At 69.0% G+C, this 19,615-nt stretch carries 19 protein-coding genes; 14 read left to right on the forward strand and 5 right to left on the reverse strand.

The features are described 5' to 3' along the window. Positions 1-8: 8 nt before the first annotated feature. Entirely contained in the window at positions 9-908 is a 900-nt protein-coding gene (locus GON06_RS08285; protein ID WP_157311860.1) for an A/G-specific adenine glycosylase, read from the reverse strand. A gap of 44 nt (positions 909-952) precedes the next feature. On the opposite strand from GON06_RS08285, the gene GON06_RS08290 reads away from it, so the two are divergent. From GON06_RS08290 to GON06_RS08300, 3 genes are read left to right on the forward strand one after another with little or no spacing between them, the layout of a single operon-like run. Further along, positions 953-1,612, forward strand: coding sequence for a hypothetical protein (locus GON06_RS08290; RefSeq protein ID WP_157311861.1), 660 nt, complete (start codon positions 953-955; stop codon positions 1,610-1,612). A 19-nt stretch (positions 1,613-1,631) separates the two neighbouring features. Further along, positions 1,632-2,519: a tRNA pseudouridine(55) synthase TruB gene (gene truB, locus GON06_RS08295; RefSeq protein WP_157311862.1), complete on the forward strand. Its 888-nt coding sequence runs from the start codon at positions 1,632-1,634 to the stop codon at positions 2,517-2,519. After that, positions 2,516-2,884: a hypothetical protein gene (locus GON06_RS08300; protein ID WP_157311863.1), complete on the forward strand. Its 369-nt coding sequence runs from the start codon at positions 2,516-2,518 to the stop codon at positions 2,882-2,884. The genes truB and GON06_RS08300 overlap by 4 nt, the downstream gene beginning before the upstream one ends. A gap of 9 nt (positions 2,885-2,893) precedes the next feature. Here the strand turns inward: GON06_RS08300 and GON06_RS08305 are convergent, their stop codons facing one another. After that, positions 2,894-3,619 (reverse strand): TetR/AcrR family transcriptional regulator C-terminal domain-containing protein, encoded by a 726-nt coding sequence (locus GON06_RS08305; RefSeq protein WP_157311864.1) that lies wholly within the window; start codon positions 3,617-3,619, stop codon positions 2,894-2,896. Between the two features lie 49 nt (positions 3,620-3,668). Further along, positions 3,669-4,427, reverse strand: a complete 759-nt coding sequence (locus tag GON06_RS08310) for an SDR family NAD(P)-dependent oxidoreductase (RefSeq protein ID WP_157311865.1) — start codon at positions 4,425-4,427, stop codon at positions 3,669-3,671. A gap of 140 nt (positions 4,428-4,567) precedes the next feature. On the opposite strand from GON06_RS08310, the gene GON06_RS08315 reads away from it, so the two are divergent. From GON06_RS08315 to GON06_RS08330, 4 genes are all read left to right on the forward strand, one after another. Then, positions 4,568-4,957, forward strand: coding sequence for a hypothetical protein (locus tag GON06_RS08315; RefSeq protein ID WP_198346672.1), 390 nt, complete (start codon positions 4,568-4,570; stop codon positions 4,955-4,957). Then, positions 4,954-5,898: a bifunctional riboflavin kinase/FAD synthetase gene (locus GON06_RS08320; RefSeq protein WP_157311867.1), complete on the forward strand. Its 945-nt coding sequence runs from the start codon at positions 4,954-4,956 to the stop codon at positions 5,896-5,898. Before GON06_RS08315 ends, GON06_RS08320 begins: the two co-directional genes overlap by 4 nt. A gap of 238 nt (positions 5,899-6,136) precedes the next feature. Then, positions 6,137-8,287 carry a DEAD/DEAH box helicase gene (locus GON06_RS08325; RefSeq protein ID WP_157311868.1) on the forward strand — a complete coding sequence of 717 codons (2,151 nt, stop codon included), beginning with the start codon at positions 6,137-6,139 and terminating at the stop codon, positions 8,285-8,287. Between the two features lie 220 nt (positions 8,288-8,507). Further along, the gene (locus GON06_RS08330) at positions 8,508-9,536 is read left to right on the forward strand and encodes an ATP-dependent 6-phosphofructokinase (protein ID WP_157311869.1); all 1,029 of its coding nucleotides are present in this window, start codon (positions 8,508-8,510) and stop codon (positions 9,534-9,536) included. Positions 9,537-9,572: 36 nt separating this feature from the next. Here the strand turns inward: GON06_RS08330 and GON06_RS08335 are convergent, their stop codons facing one another. Next, positions 9,573-11,678, reverse strand: a complete 2,106-nt coding sequence (locus GON06_RS08335) for a S9 family peptidase (protein WP_332837291.1) — start codon at positions 11,676-11,678, stop codon at positions 9,573-9,575. A 152-nt stretch (positions 11,679-11,830) separates the two neighbouring features. Between GON06_RS08335 and GON06_RS08340 the strand changes: the two genes are divergently transcribed. From GON06_RS08340 to GON06_RS08370, 7 genes are all read left to right on the forward strand, one after another. Continuing rightward, on the forward strand, positions 11,831-13,297 hold the full coding sequence (locus GON06_RS08340; RefSeq protein WP_332837292.1) for an inorganic phosphate transporter: 1,467 nt from the start codon (positions 11,831-11,833) through the stop codon (positions 13,295-13,297). Then, entirely contained in the window at positions 13,294-13,629 is a 336-nt protein-coding gene (locus tag GON06_RS08345; protein WP_157311870.1) for a peptidase, read from the forward strand. The genes GON06_RS08340 and GON06_RS08345 overlap by 4 nt, the downstream gene beginning before the upstream one ends. Before the next feature lie 18 nt (positions 13,630-13,647). Then, complete coding sequence (locus GON06_RS08350) at positions 13,648-14,556, forward strand: phosphodiesterase (RefSeq protein WP_157311871.1); 909 nt, start codon at positions 13,648-13,650, stop codon at positions 14,554-14,556. A gap of 54 nt (positions 14,557-14,610) precedes the next feature. Further along, on the forward strand, positions 14,611-16,062 hold the full coding sequence (locus GON06_RS08355) for an aspartate ammonia-lyase (protein WP_157311872.1): 1,452 nt from the start codon (positions 14,611-14,613) through the stop codon (positions 16,060-16,062). 27 nt (positions 16,063-16,089) lie between these two features. Further along, positions 16,090-17,337: a PrsW family intramembrane metalloprotease gene (locus tag GON06_RS08360; protein ID WP_157311873.1), complete on the forward strand. Its 1,248-nt coding sequence runs from the start codon at positions 16,090-16,092 to the stop codon at positions 17,335-17,337. Positions 17,338-17,535: 198 nt separating this feature from the next. Beyond that, positions 17,536-17,904, forward strand: coding sequence for an FKBP-type peptidyl-prolyl cis-trans isomerase (locus tag GON06_RS08365; protein WP_157311874.1), 369 nt, complete (start codon positions 17,536-17,538; stop codon positions 17,902-17,904). A gap of 147 nt (positions 17,905-18,051) precedes the next feature. Beyond that, entirely contained in the window at positions 18,052-18,603 is a 552-nt protein-coding gene (locus tag GON06_RS08370) for a YceI family protein (RefSeq protein WP_157311875.1), read from the forward strand. Between the two features lie 56 nt (positions 18,604-18,659). Here GON06_RS08370 and GON06_RS08375 read toward each other — a convergent pair whose 3' ends face one another. Beyond that, positions 18,660-19,598, reverse strand: a complete 939-nt coding sequence (locus GON06_RS08375) for a DMT family transporter (protein ID WP_332837293.1) — start codon at positions 19,596-19,598, stop codon at positions 18,660-18,662. Positions 19,599-19,615: the final 17 nt, after the last annotated feature.

Below are 19,615 nucleotides of genomic sequence, written 5' to 3' on the forward strand. Positions count from 1 at the left end.
CCGTGCGTTCAACGGGGGAGCAGCAGGTGGCCGTCCAGTGCCTCGATGAGGCCGTCGGCGATCAGCGAGTCGATCGCCCGGTCGCGCTGGGCTCGATCGGGCCAGTCCGCGAGCACCTCATCCGCCGGCATCCGGTGGTCCGGCGCGTGGCGGAGCGCGCGCAGGATGCCGCCCCTGGCCTGCCGGTCCGAGCCCTCGTAGCGCGCCTGCCGGCGCCGCTTGTCGCCGGTGTCGGGACGACCGGCGGCGAACCACGCGCAGGATGCCGCGATCGGGCAGACCTCGCAGCGCGGGGAGCGGGCCGTGCAGACGACCGCGCCGAGCTCCATCGCGGCGGCATTGAACACCGCAGCATCCGTGTCGTCATCCGGAAGGAGAGCTGACATGCGCGCCAGGTCGGATCGCGCCGGCGGCGCGGGCTGGGAGCGGCCGTCCACGGCCCTCGCGATCACCCGTCGGGTGTTGGTGTCGACCACCGGATGCCGGTCCCCGTAGCTGAACACCGCCACGGCGCGGGCCGTGTAGTCGCCGATTCCGGAGAGCGCGAGCAGCGCGTCGACATCGCGCGGGACGACGCCGCCGTGTCTTTCTACGACCTCGATCGCGGCACGATGCAGCCAGAGCGCGCGCCGCGGATAGCCGAGGTTCGCCCACTGGTGCACGACCTCCGCGGGCGTCGCCGACGCCTGCGCGGCGGGCGTGGGCCAGCGATCCAGCCACGCCTCCAGGTGCGGGATGACGCGGGTGACGGGCGTCTGCTGCAGCATGAACTCGCTGACCAGGGTGCCCCAGGCGCCATAACGATCCGAGAACTCCGGCCGTCGCCAGGGGAGATCCCGGGCCTCTTGTGCGTACCATTCCAGCAGAGCTGGGCGCCACGCGGCGGGGGGAATCGCGGGCGTGGGCATCCAGCCAGCCTATCGAGCGGAACGGATGTGACGGAGGGCGACCGATGACCAGGATGATGGGAGAGCGCGCGACGGCGACGCTGGGCGCGATGACACTGGCGGTGATCCTGGCAGGATGCGGGACGCCGACGCCCACGAGCAGCACTGCGCCGCCTCCCACGTCGGTGCAGTCGCCGACCCCGACGCCGATCGAGACAGAGCACACGAACCCGGAAGCCGATCCGGCCGACCCGACCACGTGGACGATCACGGCGGAGGGCATGGGACCCGTGCAGCTGGACGAGCTCTTCGCCGACGCGGTCGCGGGCGTGCCCACCTGGACCGTCGACGAGAACTGCACCTGGGCGGCGTTCTGGAACGACCAGGAGACCGGTGTCACCGCGTACTTCGCGCGGGACAGCGAGGTGAGCGACGGGAATGTCACGACGATCGACGTCGCGTCCACGACCGACACGGTGCAGCCGCAGGACGGCCCGCGCACCGCCGACGGGCTCGGTGTCGGCTCCACACGCGACGATGTGCTCGCAGCCCACCCGGACGCGGTCGAGCAGAAGCCGACCATCGGAGACGGGGCACTGCTGCGTGTGGGACCCGCGGGTGAGGGGCAGGGGGCGATCTTCTTCTCGTTCCGTGCGGGGGAGGACACCGTCAGCGCGGTGACCGTCACCGCAAGAGAGGAACCGCCGTACGAGGTCTGCGGCTGACACGCCCTAGGCTTGAGGGATGGTCTTGCCCGGAATCCTCCTCGTCGACAAGCCAAGCGGGCTCACCAGCCATGACGTCGTGGCCCGCGTGCGACGCGCCTTCGGCACCCGCAAGGTCGGCCACGCCGGCACGCTCGACCCGATGGCCACCGGACTGCTCGTGATCGGCATCGAGGGCGCCACGCGGCTGCTCACGTACATCGTCGGCGCGGACAAGACGTACGAGGCGACGATCCGCCTCGGGCAGGTCACGAGCACCGACGACGCAGAGGGCGAGATCGTCTCCCAGGCGGATGCCGGAGACGTGACGGCCTCGGCGATCGCGGCCGGGATCGCCGCGCTGACCGGCGAGATCTCGCAGGTACCCAGCTCGGTCTCCGCCATCAAGGTCGACGGGCGCCGTGCCTACGACCGGGTGCGTGCGGGGGAGCAGGTGGAGCTCGCGGCCCGCGACGTGACTGTCTCGCGCTTCGAAGTGCTGGCTGAGCGTCGCAGCGGCGGGGTCGTCGACCTCGACGTCGTCGTGGACTGCTCATCGGGCACCTACATCCGTGCGCTGGCGCGTGACCTGGGCGCTGGACTCGGCGTCGGCGGGCACCTCACCGCGCTGCGGCGCAGCCGGGTCGGCGACTTCGACGTCGCGGACGCCGTCACCGTCGAGCAACTGTCGGATGCCGTGCCGATGACCCCCGCGGCGGCCGCGGAGTGCGTGCTCCCTGTGCTGACGGTCACGGCCGACGAGGCGCGCGACCTGCGGCACGGGAAGCGCCTGTTCGGTCAGGCGACCAGACTCTCCGCGCTGCTGGCCGCGGCGATCGATCCCGAGGACGTGCTGGTGGGGGTCGTCGAAGCCCGCGGCAAAGACCTGAAGAGCGCCATGAACATGCCCGAGGAGGCAACCGGATGATCCTGTGGTTCACCGTCGTGCAGATCGTCATCGCCTGCCTGTCGGGGCTGTTCTGCCTCATCGCCGGCTTCGCCGGCCGCCGCCCGAGCGACTGGACCGTCGGCAGTCTCGCTGTCGTGGAGCTGCTGCTGATCGTGCAGGTGGTCGTCGCGATCATCGCGCCGTTCGCGGGGAATCCGCCCACCGGCGACCTGCTCGAGTTCTGGGTCTACCTGATCGCCGCGGTGCTCCTGCCGCTGGGCGGCGTGGCCTGGGCGCTGCTGGAGCGCAGCCGGTGGAGCACCGTCATCCTCGGCGTCGTCGGTCTGTCGCTCGCGATCATGCTGTGGCGGATGCAGGTCATCTGGACGATCCAGGTCGCCTGAACCTGCCTTTCACCTCTTCGCGGAGAGGCGATGCTCGACGCCGTCGAGCAGAAGAGCGAGACCGAAGTCGAAACTGTCGGACGGACCGGTCGACAGAGCTCCGCTGTCGATGGCCGTGAGCAGCTGCGGGAACCGTTCCGCGGTCGCCAGCCGCGTGATCATCCGGGACTCGGACAGCACGATCTCGGATGCGTCCGCACTTGGCTCGTTGCGGTATCCGCGCTCGACGAGCGCCCGGAATCTCGCATGACCGCTGACCTGCAGCACGACGGAGAGCCGCTCGTGCATCGACAGCGCCGTGTGGCGGAGCGCGGCGAGTCCGGCCTCCATCCAACTGAGATTGTTCGGGGTCGTGGCGATGCCGGAGATCGGGATGTCGAGCATCCACGGATGCGATCGATATACCTCTTCCGATGCCTTCGCGTACGCGGTGAGCCCTGCGCGCCAGTGCGCGGCTCCGGCGATGTCCGGGGGCGGGCTTCCCATCCCGTGGTCCTGCAGAAGCAGTAGCAGTGTCTCTTTCGAGACGACGTATCGGTAGAGCGACATCGCTGTGAGGCCGAGCGCCTGCGCGACCGAAGGCATCGTCACCGCAGTGATGTCGTCGGCGTCGGCGAGGGCCATCGCGGCGTCGAGCACCTGGTCGAGCCGGAACTCCCGTTTCGGTCCTCGTTGTGGTTGCGGGACCGCGCCCCATGCGAGGGCGATCCCTCGTGGCACGTCGGGATCGGTCATCTGCCCAGCTTATGCGTGCGCTCGTCACGGCCACGCTCCGACATCCGGTTCACACGGCCGACCAGCCGCCGTCCGTGGCGAGGATGACGCCGTTGATGTTCCCCGCTTCCTCGCTCGCGAGCCAGAGGATCGTTCGCGCGATCTGCTCGGGCGACGCCGGCGGCGACATGGTGGCTTGGAGCACGGGGCCGGTTCGGGACACGCCGAAGTCCGAGCGCCAGGACACGTCCAGTCCGGTGTCGACTGCGCCGGGCGCGACCGCGTTCGTGCGAATGCCCTCCGGCCCGTACATGAATGCGGTGCTCTTCGTCAGGCCGACCACGGCGTGCTTCGATGCCGTGTAGGCGACACCACCGACCGAACCGCGGAACGACGCCTCTGAGGCGACGTTGACGATCGCGCCGTGCCCGCGTCCCCGCATCAGAGGAAGCACGGCGCGCGTCATCCGCAGCGAGGCCGTCACGTTGACGTCGAAGACGCGCTGCCAGGTCTCGTCGTCCACTTCCTCTGCCGGCAGGACGCCGTCCATGACTCCGGCGATGTTCCCGAGTACGTCCACTCTGCCGTTCGCGGCATCGATCACCTCCTGCACTGTGCGCTCGTCCGTGATGTCCCCGGCCACGGTCGCGAGAGAGTGATCCGGCAACTCATTCGCGAGCTGCTCCAATCGCGCCTCCGAGATGTCGCACGCGATCACCCTCGCACCGGCGGCGGCGAAGAGCATGGCAGATGCCCTGCCGATTCCTGAGCCGGCGCCGGTGAGCACTGCGGTGCAGCCGGCGAACTGATGCGCGTTCTGTCGGTTCATGGTCTCGTTCTCCCTTTTTACTAGTACAGGCATAAACAGTATATGAGCATACGGGAAAAGGAGTGGGGTCGGAAGGAACGGTCTAGCCACACGCCCGTAGGATGGAACACGCCATGACCAACACTGTTTCGCGCGCCCGGATGACGGGTGTCGGCCGAGTCCTCGTGATCGTCTACGCCGTGATGGCGCTCGGCGCGACCGGACGCAGCTTCGTGCAGATCGTCCGCCGCTTCGACGAGGCGCCCCTGGCGTACACCCTGTCGGCGCTTGCCGCCGTGGTGTACATCCTTGCCACGCTCGCGCTGATCAACGCCGGCAGGCCTGGCTGGTACACGGTGGCGTGGATCGCGATCGTCTTCGAGCTGGTCGGCGTGCTGGTGGTCGGGACGCTCAGCCTGGTGGAGCCCCAGCTGTTCGGGCACGATTCCGTCTGGTCGTACTTCGGCATGGGTTACGTGTTCATCCCGCTCGTGCTGCCGATCTGCGGCCTGTGGTGGCTGCGCATGCACCGCCCGGAGGCCTCCGCATGATCGTGTTCCGCAGCCCGGAGGAGGTCCCCGCAGACTTCGGACCCTCGGTCGTCGCCATCGGCAAGTTCGATGGCGTGCACATCGGTCATCAGGCCGTCATCCGCCGGATGCGGGAGGACGCGGCGGCGATCGGCGCCCGTACGGTCGCGGTCACCTTCGACCGCAACCCGCTGGCCGTGCTGCGCCCGGAGATCTGCCCGAAGAACGTTGTCGACGTCGAACGCAAGCTCGAGCTGCTCGGAGACCAGGATCTGGATGCCACGCTGCTGCTCACCTTCGATGAGGAGCGTGCGTCGCAGCCGGCCGAGGAGTTCGTCGAGAAGATCCTCGTCGGAGCTCTGCACGTGACCACGGTGCTCGTCGGCCGGTACTTCCGCTTCGGCAGCGGTGGTCGAGGCACTCCGGAACTGCTGCAGGAGATGGGGCAGAAGCTCGGCTTCACGGTCGATTTCGTCGAGGACGTCTACCTGCCCGGCTCCGAACGACAGGTCTCGTCGACGTGGATCCGGGAAAGACTGGACGCCGGCGACGTCGCGCAGGCGGCTCGTGCCCTGGGACGAACCGTCGGCGTGACGGGCGAGGTCGTGCACGGCCTCAAGCGCGGGCGGGAGTTGGGATTCCCGACCGCGAACCTCTCCGAGACCGTCGACGCACTGGTCCCCGCTGATGGCATCTACGCCGGCTGGCTCTTCGACGACGGCGTGCGGTACCCGGCGGCGATCTCGGTCGGCACCAACCCGACCTTCGACGACGTGCCACGGCGGCAGGTCGAGGCGCACGTCATCGGACGCACCGGCCTGGATCTGTACGGCCACGTCGTCACCGTCGAGTTCGTCGACCGGCTGCGGGGCATGGTGGCGTTCGAGGGTGTCGATGCGCTGATCGCGCAGATGTCCGACGACGTGTCCGCAGCGGAGCGGGTGCTGGGCGTCGGCGCCTGACACGCCGCCGGTCACCGCACCGGTCCGCCGCAATGGCGTAGACTTGTGCGCGGATTCCCGCCCGAGCGCATCTGCTGCGCATCGGCGCCGGCGATCCGGAGGTCGCGGGGGCAACGGCCCGAGTGCGCAGTCGTCATGCGAGTACGCATCCGGCGAGGCCCGTTCCGGCAGCACGCCGCCCGCGGACGACAGGTACGGCCGAGCATCCTCGGCACGGATATCTCAGCTCAGGAGGAGCATGCCGACCACGGCGACCGCCGCCCCGCGGCGAAAGAAGACGTCCCGTCGCGATGACGAGGCGCCTCTGATCCCGATCCTCGCCCGAAAGGTGCGCGAGATCGAGGCGAAGGCCCAGCGCGGAAAGCTCGGGCCCACCAATCGTGTGAAGTTCCAGGTCATCGCCTTCCTGGTGCGCGAGGAGCGCGCCAGGGTGAAGGCCGACCAGGAGCTGTCCGACACTGCCCGCGCCGAGCTGCTGAAGCGCCTCGACGGCGTGGCGACCATCCTCGCCAAGACGGCTGCGCGCGACACCTCGCTGATCCAGCTGCTCGAGGCCGACCAGGCGACGAGCCCGGTGGCCAAGCGCATGCGGCGCGACTGGCTGCTCGAGTCGGGCGCGGAACTCGCCCCCGAGGAACTCGTCATCACCGACGTCGTCGCCCCGGTGCGCCAGACCACCGTGGTGTCCGCGGCGCTCGCCGAGAAGCAGGTCACGCCGCCCTCGGTGGAGTCCCGCCAGCTCGCCAACCCCTTCCTCGCCCCCGACCTCACGCCGCGCCCGGCCTCCACGCCGCGCCGCCGCTTGGACGGCTGGGAGCTGATGGGCCCGCTGTACAAGGCGTTCGAGTCCGGCGCCGGTGGGGGAGCAGCGACCATGGAGTTGCCGCCCGTGCCCGAGTACGACCACATCTCGCCCAAGGGGCGCGAGGTCATGGTGCATCAGTCGCGGTTCATCGAGTCCGTCCGCGCTGGGCACCGCAGCTTCCTGCTCGCCGACGAGCCGGGGCTGGGCAAGACGGCGCAGTCGGTGCTCGCGGCATCCGTCGCCGAGGCGTACCCGCTGCTGGTCGTCGTGCCCAACGTCGTGAAGATGAACTGGGCCCGCGAGGTGGAGCTGTGGACCCCGCAGCGCCGGGCGACCGTCATCCAGGGCGACGGCGCCGACATCGACGCGTTCGCCGACGTGTTCATCGTCAACTACGAGATCCTCGACCGGCACCTGTCCTGGCTGAGCTCGATCGGCCTGAAGGGCATGGTCGTCGACGAGGCGCACTTCATCAAGAACCTCTCCTCGCAGCGTTCCCAGAACGTGCTGGCACTGGCCTCCCGCATCCGCGATCGCGAGCGGAACCCGCTCATGCTCGCCCTCACCGGAACCCCGCTGATCAACGACGTCGAGGACTTCGATGCGATCTGGCGCTTCCTGGGTTGGACCAACGGCGAGAAGCCGGAGCCGGCGCTGATGGAGAAGCTGGACGCCACCGGGCTGACCCCCGCCGACAAGTCGTTCTACGCCGAGGCGCGGGAGGCCGTCATCTCGATGGGCATCGTGCGGCGCAAGAAGAAGGACGTCGCCGCAGACCTGCCCGACAAGCTCATCGCGGACCTGCCCGTCCAGCTGGACGACGAGTTCGGCCGCGGCATCCGCGAGGCCGAGCGCGAGCTGGGCCAGCGGATGGCGGCGAAGTACCGCCGCATCGTCGAGGCGCGTGCCGCCGCGCACGGCCCGTCCGAGGCCGGCGAGATCGACGAGGACATCGTCCGTCTCGTCGCGCACAACGAGCTCGAGGAGTCCAAGGCCGCGGGCACCGGCGGAGACAATGTCTTCACGATGGTGCGCCGCATCGGCCAGGCCAAGGCACAGCTCGCCGCCGACTATGCCGCCCAGCTGCAGCGCTCGGTCGAGAAGGTCGTGTTCTTCGCCAAGCACATCGACGTCATGGACCAGGCCGAGGCGCACTTCGCGGCGTCCGGCATCAAGGCGGTGTCGATCCGCGGCGACCAGACCACCCCGGCCCGCCAGGCAGCCATCGACGCGTTCAACTCCGACCCGGATGTCGGGATCGCGGTGTGCTCGCTGACCGCGGCCGGCGTCGGCGTGAACCTGCAGGCCGCCTCGAACGTCGTGCTCGCCGAGCTCAGCTGGACCGCGGCCGAGCAGACGCAGGCCATCGACCGCGTGCACCGCATCGGTCAGGACGAGCCGGTCACCGCGTGGCGCATCATCGCCGCGCACACGATCGACACCAAGATCGCCGAACTCATCGACCAGAAGCAGGGCCTCGCCGGTCGTGCGCTGGACGGCGAGAACATCGAGCCGGGAAGTGTGGAGTCCGTGCAGCTCGGCGCCCTCATGCACCTGCTGCGCGAGGCGCTGCAGGGAGCCTGACGTCACGAACCGTTCAGAGGGCGTTAAGAACATTCGTTCTTGACGCCCTCTCGCGTTCGAGATCGTTGAGATCTCGCAAGATCATGGTTTTGCCCCGTGACGGCTCGCAAGATTCCCGGTTTTCGCTCGGTTCGAATGGCATCGGATGCCGCCGCACACTAGGGTCGGAAGCAGGCAGCGTCGCCTTTACCCTTTTCCCCCGAAGCACGAAGGCAGCAGCATGAAGATCGGCATTCTGACCAGCGGTGGCGACTGCCCCGGACTGAACGCAGTCATCCGCGGCATCGTGCTCAAGGGCACCACCGCCTACGACCTCGAGTTCGTCGGCATCCGTGACGGCTGGCGCGGTGTGGTCGACGGTGACTTCTTCCCGCTCACCCGACACGAGGTCAAGGGCCTGTCCAAGGTCGGCGGCACCATCCTCGGCACCAGCCGCACCAACCCCTACGAGGGCGAGCGCGGCGGAGCCGAGAACATCGCCAAGACCCTGTACGGCCACCGCATCGACGGCATCATCGCCATCGGCGGCGAGGGCACTCTGGCCGCCGCCGACCGCCTCGCCAAGGACGGCATCAACGTCATCGGTGTGCCGAAGACCATCGACAACGACCTGCGCGCCACCGACTACTCGTTCGGCTTCGACACCGCGGTCAACATCGCCACCGAGGCCATGGACCGGCTTCGCACCACCGGCGACTCGCACCAGCGCTGCATGGTCGCCGAGGTCATGGGCCGGCACGTCGGCTGGATCGCACTGCACGCGGGCATGGCGGCCGGTGCGCACGCCATCCTCATCCCCGAGGTGCCGCAGACCCTCGAGGAGATCGCGGCGCTGGTCACCAGCGCGCACGACCGCGGCCGTGCGCCGCTCGTCGTCGTGTCGGAGGGCTTCAAGCTGCAGGGTATGGACGAGGCGTACAGCGACAAGGGTCTCGACGCCTTCAACCGCCCCCGCCTCGGCGGAATCGGCGACCGGCTGGCTCCCGAGATCGAGCGCATCACGGGCATCGAGACGCGCGCCACCATCCTCGGACACATTCAGCGCGGCGGCTCGCCCTCCGGGTTCGATCGCGTGCTCGCCACCCGCCTCGGCCTGCACGCCGCAGACGCGATCGTCGACGGCGCCTGGGGGCAGATGGTGGCCATGCAGGGTACCGACATCGTGCGCGTCCCGTTCGAGGACGCGCTGGGCGAGCTCAACACCGTGCCGCGCAGCCGCTACGACGAGGCCGCAGCGCTCTTCGGCTGAGGATCAGGGCCGGCGCGCGGCGCCGGCCCTGATCCGTCAGCCAGCGAGGCCGAAGCGGTCCAGCATCCAGGCCAGCGCGAACGCGCGCTCGCGCCAGGCGTTGTAGCGCCCGCTCACTCCGCCGTGCCCTGCGGCCATCTCGCACTTCAGCAGCACGTCGTCGGCGCCCGCGAACCGGAGAGCGGCCACCCACTTGGCAGGCTCCACGTACAGCACACGGGTGTCATTGATCGAGGTGATCGCAAGGATCGGCGGGTACGCGGCATCCGTCCTGATGTTCTCGTACGGCGTGTACGACTTCATGTACCTGTACACCTCGGGGTCGTGCAGCGGGTCGCCCCACTCGTCCCACTCGACGACAGTCAGGGGGAGCGACGGATCGAGGATCGACGTCAGCGCGTCGACGAAGGGCACTTCGGCCAGGATGCCGGTGAACAGCTCGGGCGCGAGGTTGGCGACCGCGCCCATCAGCAGGCCCCCGGCGCTGCCACCCTCCGCGATCATCCGATCCGGAGTCGTGACACCCGCATCCACCAGGTGCTGCGCGCACGCGATGAAGTCGGTGAATGTGTTGCGCTTGCGCAGCATCTTGCCGTCGTCGTACCAGTGCCGGCCCATCTCGCCGCCGCCGCGCACATGCGCGATCGCGAACACCACACCGCGGTCGAGCATGGAGAGGCGCATGGGGGAGAAGCCGGGATCCATCGACGACTCGTAGGAGCCGTAGCCGTAGAGGTGCACCGGGCGGGGCTCCGCACCCGGTTCGCCGAACGAGCGCCGCCACACGAGCGAGATCGGCACCTGAGCGCCGTCCTCCGCCGTCGCCCAGAGCCGGCGCTGGTCGTAGTCGGCGGGGTCGTACCCGCCGAGCACCGCCTGCTGCTTGCGCACCAGACGCTCACCTGTCGCGACGTCGAGGTCCATCACGGTCGAAGGGGTGATGAACGAGACGTAGCCCATCCGCAGCAGCGGGGCGTGCCACTCCGGATTGCCGGAGAACCACGCCGAGTACAGCGGCTCGTCGAACTCCAGCTCGTCGAGCACGTCATCGGCGTAGGACAGCAGGGCGATCTGTCCCAGCCCCTCGCGGCGGTACTCGACGGTCGCGAAGTCGCGGAAGCAGTCGACCTCGAGGATCCGGCGACCCGGCGTGTGCGGCAGCACGACGCGGCGCTCGCCCTGCGGGTCGGAGGCCGGCACGGCGACGAGCTCGAAGTCGAGGGCGCCGTCGTTGTGCAGCACGTACAGCACGTCCTCGCCGTCGATCACGGCATGGTCGATCTCGTACTCCACGCCGTCACGGCGCGGCCAGACCACCCGACCGCCCGCGGTGAGATCGGCGAAGTCGAACAGGCGCGCCTCGCTGGTGATCTTCGAGCCCATCTCGACGACCAGGTACTTCTTGCTGCGGGTGATCCCCGCGCCGAGCCAGAACCGCTCGTCTGGTTCGTGGAACAGCTTCACATCCTCGGCCACAGGCGTGCCCAGCCGGTGCAGCCAGAGGGTGTCCGGCCGCCAGGCCTCGTCGCGCGTGGTGTAGAGGATCGCGCTGCCGTCCGGGGTGAAGAACGCCTGCCCCGTGTTCTCGATGACGTCGTCGAAGTCGGCGCCGGTCGCGAGGTCGCGCGCGTGCACGGTGTACAGCTCGTCTCCCTCGACATCCACAGACCACAGCATCCGCGTGCCGTCGTCCGAGACGTCGAACGCGCCGAGCGAGAAGAACTCGTGCCCCTCGGCCTCGACGTTGCCGTCGAGCAGCACCTGCTCGCCGGGCACGGGTTCGCCGGGCAGCAGCTTCGGAGGAGTCCAGTCGTCGGCGGATGCCGCGGTGCGGCACTGGATGCCGTACTGTGCGCCCTCCTCGGTGCGGCCGTAGTACCACCAGTCGCCCTGGCGCGTCGGCACCGAGAGGTCGGTCTCCTGCACGCGGCCCTTGACCTCCTGGAAGAGGCGCTCGCGCAGCGCGTCGAGGTGCGACGTGCGCTGCTCGGTGTACGCGTTCTCGGCCTCGAGGTGGGCGACCACCTCCGGATCCTCCTTGGCGCGGAGCCATTCGTAGGGGTCGTCGAAGGTGTCGCCGTGGTGGGTGCGGGGCGCGGGGCGGCGCGCCGCGACGGGTGCGCTCGTGGTCTGCTCGGTCACCCTCCCACGCTACCGGGCGCGAGTTGACCGAGGGGGAGCAGGGTGGGAGGATTCAGAAGGGCCGATTAACGGATCTGATACCCACGGTGAACTCTTCGTTCGTCACGCCGACCTCGTCGGCACTGTCTCTGCATCTTCAACGAAAGCGACCGGTGGAAACCGCAGCCCTCATCGTCGTGCTGGTCATCGCGCTGGCACTGTTCTTCGACTTCACGAACGGCTTCCACGACACCGCCAACGCGATGGCGACGCCCATCGCCACCGGTGCTCTCAAGCCCAAGACCGCTGTGCTCCTGGCCGCGGTGCTGAACCTGGTCGGCGCGTTCCTGTCCACCGAGGTGGCCAAGACCGTCTCGGGCGGCATCGTCCGCGAGGATCAGATCGATCACAGCCTGCTGCCCTCGCTGATCTTCGCCGGGCTCATCGGCGCGATCACCTGGAACATGCTCACCTGGCTGCTCGGTCTGCCCTCGAGCTCGTCGCACGCGCTGTTCGGCGGCCTGATCGGCGCGACTCTGGTCGGCGTCGGCGTGGGCGGCATCAACTTCGGCGTGGTGCTCTCGAAGGTCGTGCTCCCGGCGCTCATCGCTCCGGTCACCGCCGGTCTGATCGCCTTCGCGGCGACGAAGGTCGCGTACGGCATCACCCGGCGCTACGACGGCAAGCCCGACGGACGCTCCGGCTTCCGGTGGGGGCAGATCTTCACCTCGTCGATGGTCGCGCTCGCACACGGCACGAACGACGCGCAGAAGACGATGGGCGTGATCACTCTCGCCCTGATCACCGTCGGCTGGCAGACCGGCGACCCCGGCAGCGCGGACTATCACAACCCGGAGTTCTGGGTGATCGTGGCCTGCGCGTTCACCATCGCCCTGGGCACCTACCTCGGCGGCTGGCGCATCATCCGCACGCTCGGCAAGGGGCTCACCGAGGTGAAGCCGGCGCAGGGCTTCTCCGCCGAGAGCTCGACGGCCGCCACCATCCTCGCCTCCAGCGCCTTCGGATTCGCGCTCTCGACGACCCAGGTCGCCTCCGGCTCCGTGATCGGCTCCGGTCTCGGCCGACGTGGTTCCACGGTGCGCTGGCGCACCGCGGGGCGCATCGCCCTGGGCTGGCTGCTGACGCTGCCGGCCGCCGGAGCGGTCGGAGCGGTCGCCGCGCTCTTCGTCGTCTGGCTCGGCGGCTGGGGCGTGATCATCGATGCGATCGCCGCAGTGGCCATCATCGTGGGGCTGTTCCTGAAGTCCCGCAAGAACGCGGTCACGGCGAGCAATGCGATGAGCGACGTCGCCGAATCCGGCCACGCGATCGATCTGCCCGACGTGCCGGGCCCGACCCGCCGCACCAGCCGCATCGAGCTGATGCGTGCGCTCGAGCGCGCGGAGCGCAAGGCCGATGAGGCCGAGCGCGCGGCGCAGAAGGCCAAGAAGCTGAAGAAGAAGGGCGGAACGCCCGGCGAGGTCAAGGCCGCGCGGAAGGCGGCTGAGCGCGCCGCGCAGAAGTACGCCGAGGCCGATCAGGCGGCCAAGGAGTGGGAGGAGCTCAGCGGCAGCCGACGCAAGCGCGCGGAACTCGCCGAATGGGACCTCGACATCGATGAGCAGGAGGACGCACGATGAGCGTCGAGATCGACTGGATCGCCTTCGGCTACGTCTTCTTCGCCGCGCTCGTGGGCGCGGTCGCCATCGTGTTGTTCTACTCGCTGGGGCTTCGCATGCTCGTGCGCGCCGGTCGCATCCCGGTGGTCTCGCCGGCGGAGTTCACCGACGCGATCACCGTGCTCTCCGACAAGGAGATCCGCCGCGCCGAGAAGCAGGCGGCCAAAGCGGCGAAGAAGAGTCCGCTGACCGAGGCGCAGAAGTCGCTGGCCTTCGTGGCGGCGATCGGATGCTTCGTACTCTGCGGCGCAGCGGTGCTCGGCGGCATCACCCTGATCGTGATCGGGCACTGACCGCCCTATCATGAGGGCATGACCGCCCTTCCCGCGTTCGGTCGTCACGAGGCGGCGTCGCACACGATCATCCACCTCAGCGACCCGCACCTGCTCGCCGGGGGAGCGCGGCACGCCGGCGGGGCGGACTCCGACGCCAATCTCGAGCGCACCCTGCAGGCCGTGCGCCGTGTGCATCCGGCGCCGTCGGCCATCGTCGTCACCGGCGACCTCACCGACTTCGGCGAGCCGGACGCGTACCGCCGGCTGCGTGCCGCGCTCGAACCGGTGGCCGCCGAGCTCGGCTGCCCGATCGTCTGGGTGGCGGGCAATCACGACGAGCGGCCGGCGATGCGGGCTGAGCTGTTCGACGCCGAGGCGACCGAGGAACCCGTCACCGGGGTCTGGAACCTCGACGGTCTGCGCCTGATCGCCCTGGACTCGAGCGTGCCCGGGTGGCACCACGGCGACCTCGACGTGGAGCAGCTGGACTGGCTGGCCGAGCAGTTGCGCACGCACGCCCCGCACGGCACTCTGCTGGCGTTGCACCACCCGCCGCTGCCATCGCACCTGCCGCTGTTCGACATCCTCGAGCTGCGGCACCAGGACGAGTTCGCCGACGTCGTCCGCGGCACCGACGTCCGCGGCATCCTCGCGGGGCACCTGCACTACTCCTCGTCCGGCATGTTCGCCGGCGTGCCGGTGAGTGTCGCCTCGTCGACGTGCTACTCGATGAACGTCGCGCTGCCGGCTGCAGAGGTCAACGGGATGGATGCCGGGCAGTCGTTCCATCTGGTCCACGTGTACCCCGACACGATCACGCACACGGTCGTCCCGGTCGTCGACGCACCGACCGGCGACTTCTTCTCGGAGGAGTGGGTGCGCGAGATGGCGGCGCTGACTCCGGAGCAGCGGCTGGAGGCGTTCTCGCGCAAGCCCCCGGCGTAGACTGGGGGCATCCCCCGCTTTCCGGTAACCGCTGAACACCCACAAGGATGTGACATGGCCGCTGACGCGCCTGCCCGCACTCGCACCGAGACCGATTCGATCGGAAGCATGGAGATCCCCGTGGACGCCTATTACGGCGTGCACACGCTCCGTGCCGAGGAGAACTTCCCGATCACGAAGCGCCCGATCTCGGTGTATCCCGACCTCGTGGTCGGTCTCGCCATGGTCAAGCAGGCCAGTGCGCGAGCAAACAAGGAGATCGGGGTGCTCGACCCCGAGCGCGCGGACCTCATCGACAGGGCCGCGCAGCGCGTGATCGACGGCGAGTTCCACGACCAGTTCGTGGTGGGCGTCATCCAGGGCGGCGCCGGCACCTCGACGAACATGAACGCGAACGAGGTCATCACCAACATCGCGCTCGAGATGGCCGGGCGGGAGAAGGGCGACTACGACTTCCTGTCGCCGATCGACCACACCAACCGCAGCCAGTCCACCAACGACGTGTACCCGACGGCGGTCAAGATCGGCCTGTCGCTGACCCTGCGATCGCTGCTCGAGGAGCTCGATCTGCTGCGCGGCTCGTTCCTGAAGAAGTCGCGCGAGTTCCACGACATCCTCAAGGTGGGCCGCACCCAGCTGCAGGACGCCGTGCCGATGACGCTCGGCCAGGAGTTCCACGGTTTCGCATCGACTCTCGGCTTCGACCACGCCCGTCTGACGGAGAACGCGTCGCTGCTGTTCGAGATCAACATGGGCGCCACCGCGATCGGCACCGGCATCACCACGCACCCGGCCTACGCCCCGGCCGTGCTCAAGCACCTGCGCAAGATCACCGGTCTCGATCTGCAGACCGCCAGCGACCTGGTCGAGGCGACCAGCGACACCGGCTCGTTCATGTCGTTCTCGTCGTCGCTCAAGCGCAACGCCATGAAGCTCTCCAAGATCTGCAACGACCTGCGTCTGCTCTCGTCGGGTCCGCAGGCGGGCCTCGGCGAGATCAACCTCCCGGCGATGCAGGCCGGGTCGAGCATCATGCCCGGCAAGGTGAACCCTGTCATCCCCGAGGTCGTCAACCAGGTGGCCTTCGCGGTCGCCGGCGCCGACATGACCGTCACGATGGCGGCCGAGGCCGGCCAGCTGCAGCTGAACGCCTTCGAGCCGGTCATCGCGCACTCGATCTTCCAGTCCATCACCTGGATGCGCCAGGCCATGTGGACGCTGCGCGTCAACTGCGTCGACGGCATCACCGCGAACACCGACCGCCTCGGAGCGATGGTGGGCGCGTCGGTGGGCGTGGTCACCGCTCTCACCCCGTTCATCGGGTACGCGGCATCCGCCGCGCTGGCGAAGACGGCACTGCTGACCAACCGCAACGTCGCCGACCTCGTCGTCGAGGCAGGTCTGATGACCCGCGAAGAGGTCACCAAGCAGCTCTCGCCGGCGCGCCTGTCCGGTCTCGAGACGATCACCGCCGCGATCCCCGTGATCGCCGCCGAGGACGACTGAGCGCCCTGCGCCAATAGGCTGTCCTCCATGACCTCCGGAGGACAGCCGCCCGCCTACGGTCCGCCGCCCGCGCAGGGCGGCGGACCGCAGGCGTATCAGCCGCCGCGGCCGGCGTACCCGTCGGTGCTGGCGAAGAACCCGATGCGCGTCGCGCCGCAGGCGCCCGCCGCCCCGGCGCCCAGTCCGGCACTGCCCGCGCTGCCGACGCCGGTGCGCAAGGGCCGGACGATGTCGTTCTGGATGTTCGGCGTGCTCGCGTTCCTGCTGCTGCAGCTGATCGGCTACTTCGTGAACGCCCTGGGCGCCGGGGCATCCGTGCTCGGCCTGGTCCTCGCGCTCGTGCCGCTGTCGATCGTGCTGCTCGGAGTCTGGCTCATCGACCGTTGGGAACCCGAACCGCGCAGCCTGGTCGCCTTCGCGCTGGCCTGGGGCGCCATCGCCGCGGTCGGCATCGCGCTGCTCGTCGATCGGGGCCTCGGGCAGGTCTTCGGAGACCGTCCAGACGCCCTCACCGCGGTGGTCCAGGCACCGCTGGTGGAGGAGGTCGGCAAGGGCCTCGGCGTCTTCCTGATCTACGTGTTCGCGCGCCGTGCCTTCGACGGGCCGGTCGACGGGGTGGTCTACGGCGCTCTGGTCGGTGCCGGCTTCGCCTTCACCGAGAACATCCAGTACTTCGCGATCAGCCTGCACGAGGGCGGGGGGCAGCAGCTGACCGCGACGTTCGTGGTGCGCGGTCTGATGTCGCCGTTCGCGCACGCGATGTTCACCTCGCTCACCGGCTTCGCGATCGGCCTGGCGGCGCGACGTGGCGCGAGCGCACAGAGCGCCTTCGGCGCCGGATGCCTCGGAGTGCTCGGCGCCGTCGCGCTGCACGCGCTGTGGAACGGGTCCTCGCTGTTCGGGGACTTCTTCCCGCTGTATCTCACGATGCAGGTGCCCCTTTTCGTCGGCTTCATCCTGGGCATCATCGCGCTGCGGCGCGAAGAGTCGCGGCTGACCAGGGAGCGGCTCGGCGACTATGCGCGGGCGGGCTGGTTCACGCCCGAGGAGGTCACCATGCTCGCGACGGCGGCAGGCCGGCGGACGGCGATGAAGTGGGCGTCGTCGCTGCGCGGCGACCGCCGACCGCTGATGAAGTCGTTCATCCGGGATGCCACCGAGCTGGCCGCGGTGCGGCAGCGGGCCATCACCGGCCACGACAGGTACGCCGCAGCGGACGAGCACGCCCTGCTGGTGAGGACGCGGGCGACGCGGGCGGCGCTGCTGGCGTACTGACGGTCGCGGCCGCTGAGCTGCCAGGCCATTGACAGACTCAGCGCCCGGTGCTGCGGCGATGCCTGCAAGCGAATCCGGGCGCTGAGTTGATCTGTACCCAGGGTGCATCACCGGATGGGAAGTGTCAAGAGTCGCCTGTTCGCTCTCGGCGCGCATCCTCGCGTTGACCGTGCGCGGGGCGTCCGGTTACATGGAGGCATGACTGATCGCACAAAGCCCGAGTTCGACGCCCCCACCGGCGAGGCTCCCGCGGAGCTCGTCATCCGCGACATCATCGCCGGCGACGGCGCCGAGGCGAAGCCCGGCGACACCGTCACGGTGCACTACGCGGGCGTCGAATACGACACCGGCGAGGAGTTCGACTCGTCCTGGGGTCGTGGCGAGACCATCCAGTTCCCGCTGCGCGGCCTGATCCAGGGCTGGCAGGAGGGCATCCCCGGCATGAAGGTCGGCGGACGCCGCGAGCTGGTCATCCCGCCGCACCTGGCCTACGGTCCCGCCGGGGCGGGGCACTTCCTGTCCGGGAAGACGCTGATCTTCATCATCGATCTCGTCAACGTCGGCTGACATCATCTCCGAGGCCCTCGTCCGCAGCATGCGGGCGGGGGCCTCCGTCACTCCGGAACGTTTCTCACTCTCGGGAATACATCCATTTGCATGTAAGTTGTAACCCGTGTCGCCGATCGGCGGCAACGACTTCCCCCAAGGAGCAGCATGAGCACCATCGACGTCCCCGGCTACCGCGCCGGCACCTGGACCCTCGACCCTTCGCACAGCGAGGTCACCTTCAGCGTTCGCCACATGATGATCTCGAAGGTGCGCGGCAGCTTCGGCGTGAAGAGCGCGACCCTGATCGCCCCGGAGAACCCGCTCGAGGCCAAGGTCGAGGCCAGCGTCGATGTCACCTCGATCGACACCAACGACGAGAACCGTGACGCGCACCTGCGTTCCGCCGACTTCTTCGACACCGAGAACCACCCCACCATGGACTTCGTGTCGACCGGTGCCCGCGTCGAGGACGGCGACCTGTTCGTCGACGGCGACCTGACCATCCGCGGCATCACCAAGCCGGTCAGCTTCGCGCTGGACTTCGGCGGCTTCGGCACCGACCCGTGGGGCAACTACAAGGCCGGCGCTTCCGCCAGCGCGACCATCAACCGCGAGGACTTCGGCCTCACCTGGAACCAGGCCCTCGAGACCGGCGGCGTCCTGGTCGGCAAGGACATCAAGATCAACCTCGACCTGCAGGGTTCGCTGCAGGCCTGATCGCCACACTGCGAGAGGGGTGCGGATGCTGCGGCATCCGCACCCCTCTCGCATGTTCAGCCGGCCCGCCGCCGCAGCCGGAGCCGATCCTGCGCCAGCAGGATGCCGGCGAACACGATGAGCGCGCCGAGTGGCTCGTTCCAGCTCACCTGCTCATGCAGCACGAGGACGCCGAGCGTGACCCCGACCACCGGGGTGATGTAGGTCACGGTCGACGCGCGAGTCGGTCCCCAGGCGCGCAGCACGTTCTGATTCCAGACGTAGGCGAGGCCGGTGCCCAGGAAACCGAGGAGCACCACGGCCACGACGATCGCCGCGTCGAGATGCACCGGCGTCAGCACGAGCACCGGGGTGAGCAGGAGCATGATCGCGGCGGCGAGGCCGATGTTCAGGAACGAGAAGACCAGTGCGCTCACCCCGGAGTCCGAGAGGAAGCGTCGCATGTACGCGAAGCTGAAGCCGTAGCAGGCGGTGGCGCCGAGGATCGCCAGCTGCGCACCGATGCTCTGGCTCGCATCCAGTCCGCTCCACGGCGCGATGATGACCATTACGCCGAGGATCCCGATCAGGATGCCGGCGATCTGCCCCGGCTTCAGCCTCTCGACCCGCATCACGGCCCAGGCCATGATCGCGGTCATGATCGGGGTCGTCGCGTTGTAGATGCTGGTGAGACCCGAGCTCACGTACTGCTGCGCCCAGGCGAAGATGAGGAACGGCACGACGCAGAACGTCACGGCGACGACGGTCAGGTGCATCCAGATGCGGCGGTCGCGTGGCAGTCTGTCGCGGCGCAGTACGACGAACAGGCCGAGCGCGAGCGCGCCGAGCAGCAGCCGGGACCAGGCCACCTGGGCGGGGGAGATACCGCCCAGTGCGACCTTCATGAACAGGAAGCTGGAGCCCCACACGATCCCGGTGAGCACGAACTGGATCACGATCGAAGCGGTCCGCTGACGCGCGGCGACGGGAGGCGGGGAAGCGGCGGTCGAGGTCACTCCCGAACTCTATTCAC

The sequence above is a fragment of the Microbacterium sp. MAH-37 genome, from assembly GCF_009758255.1.
Classification (GTDB): Bacteria; Actinomycetota; Actinomycetes; order Actinomycetales; family Microbacteriaceae; genus Microbacterium.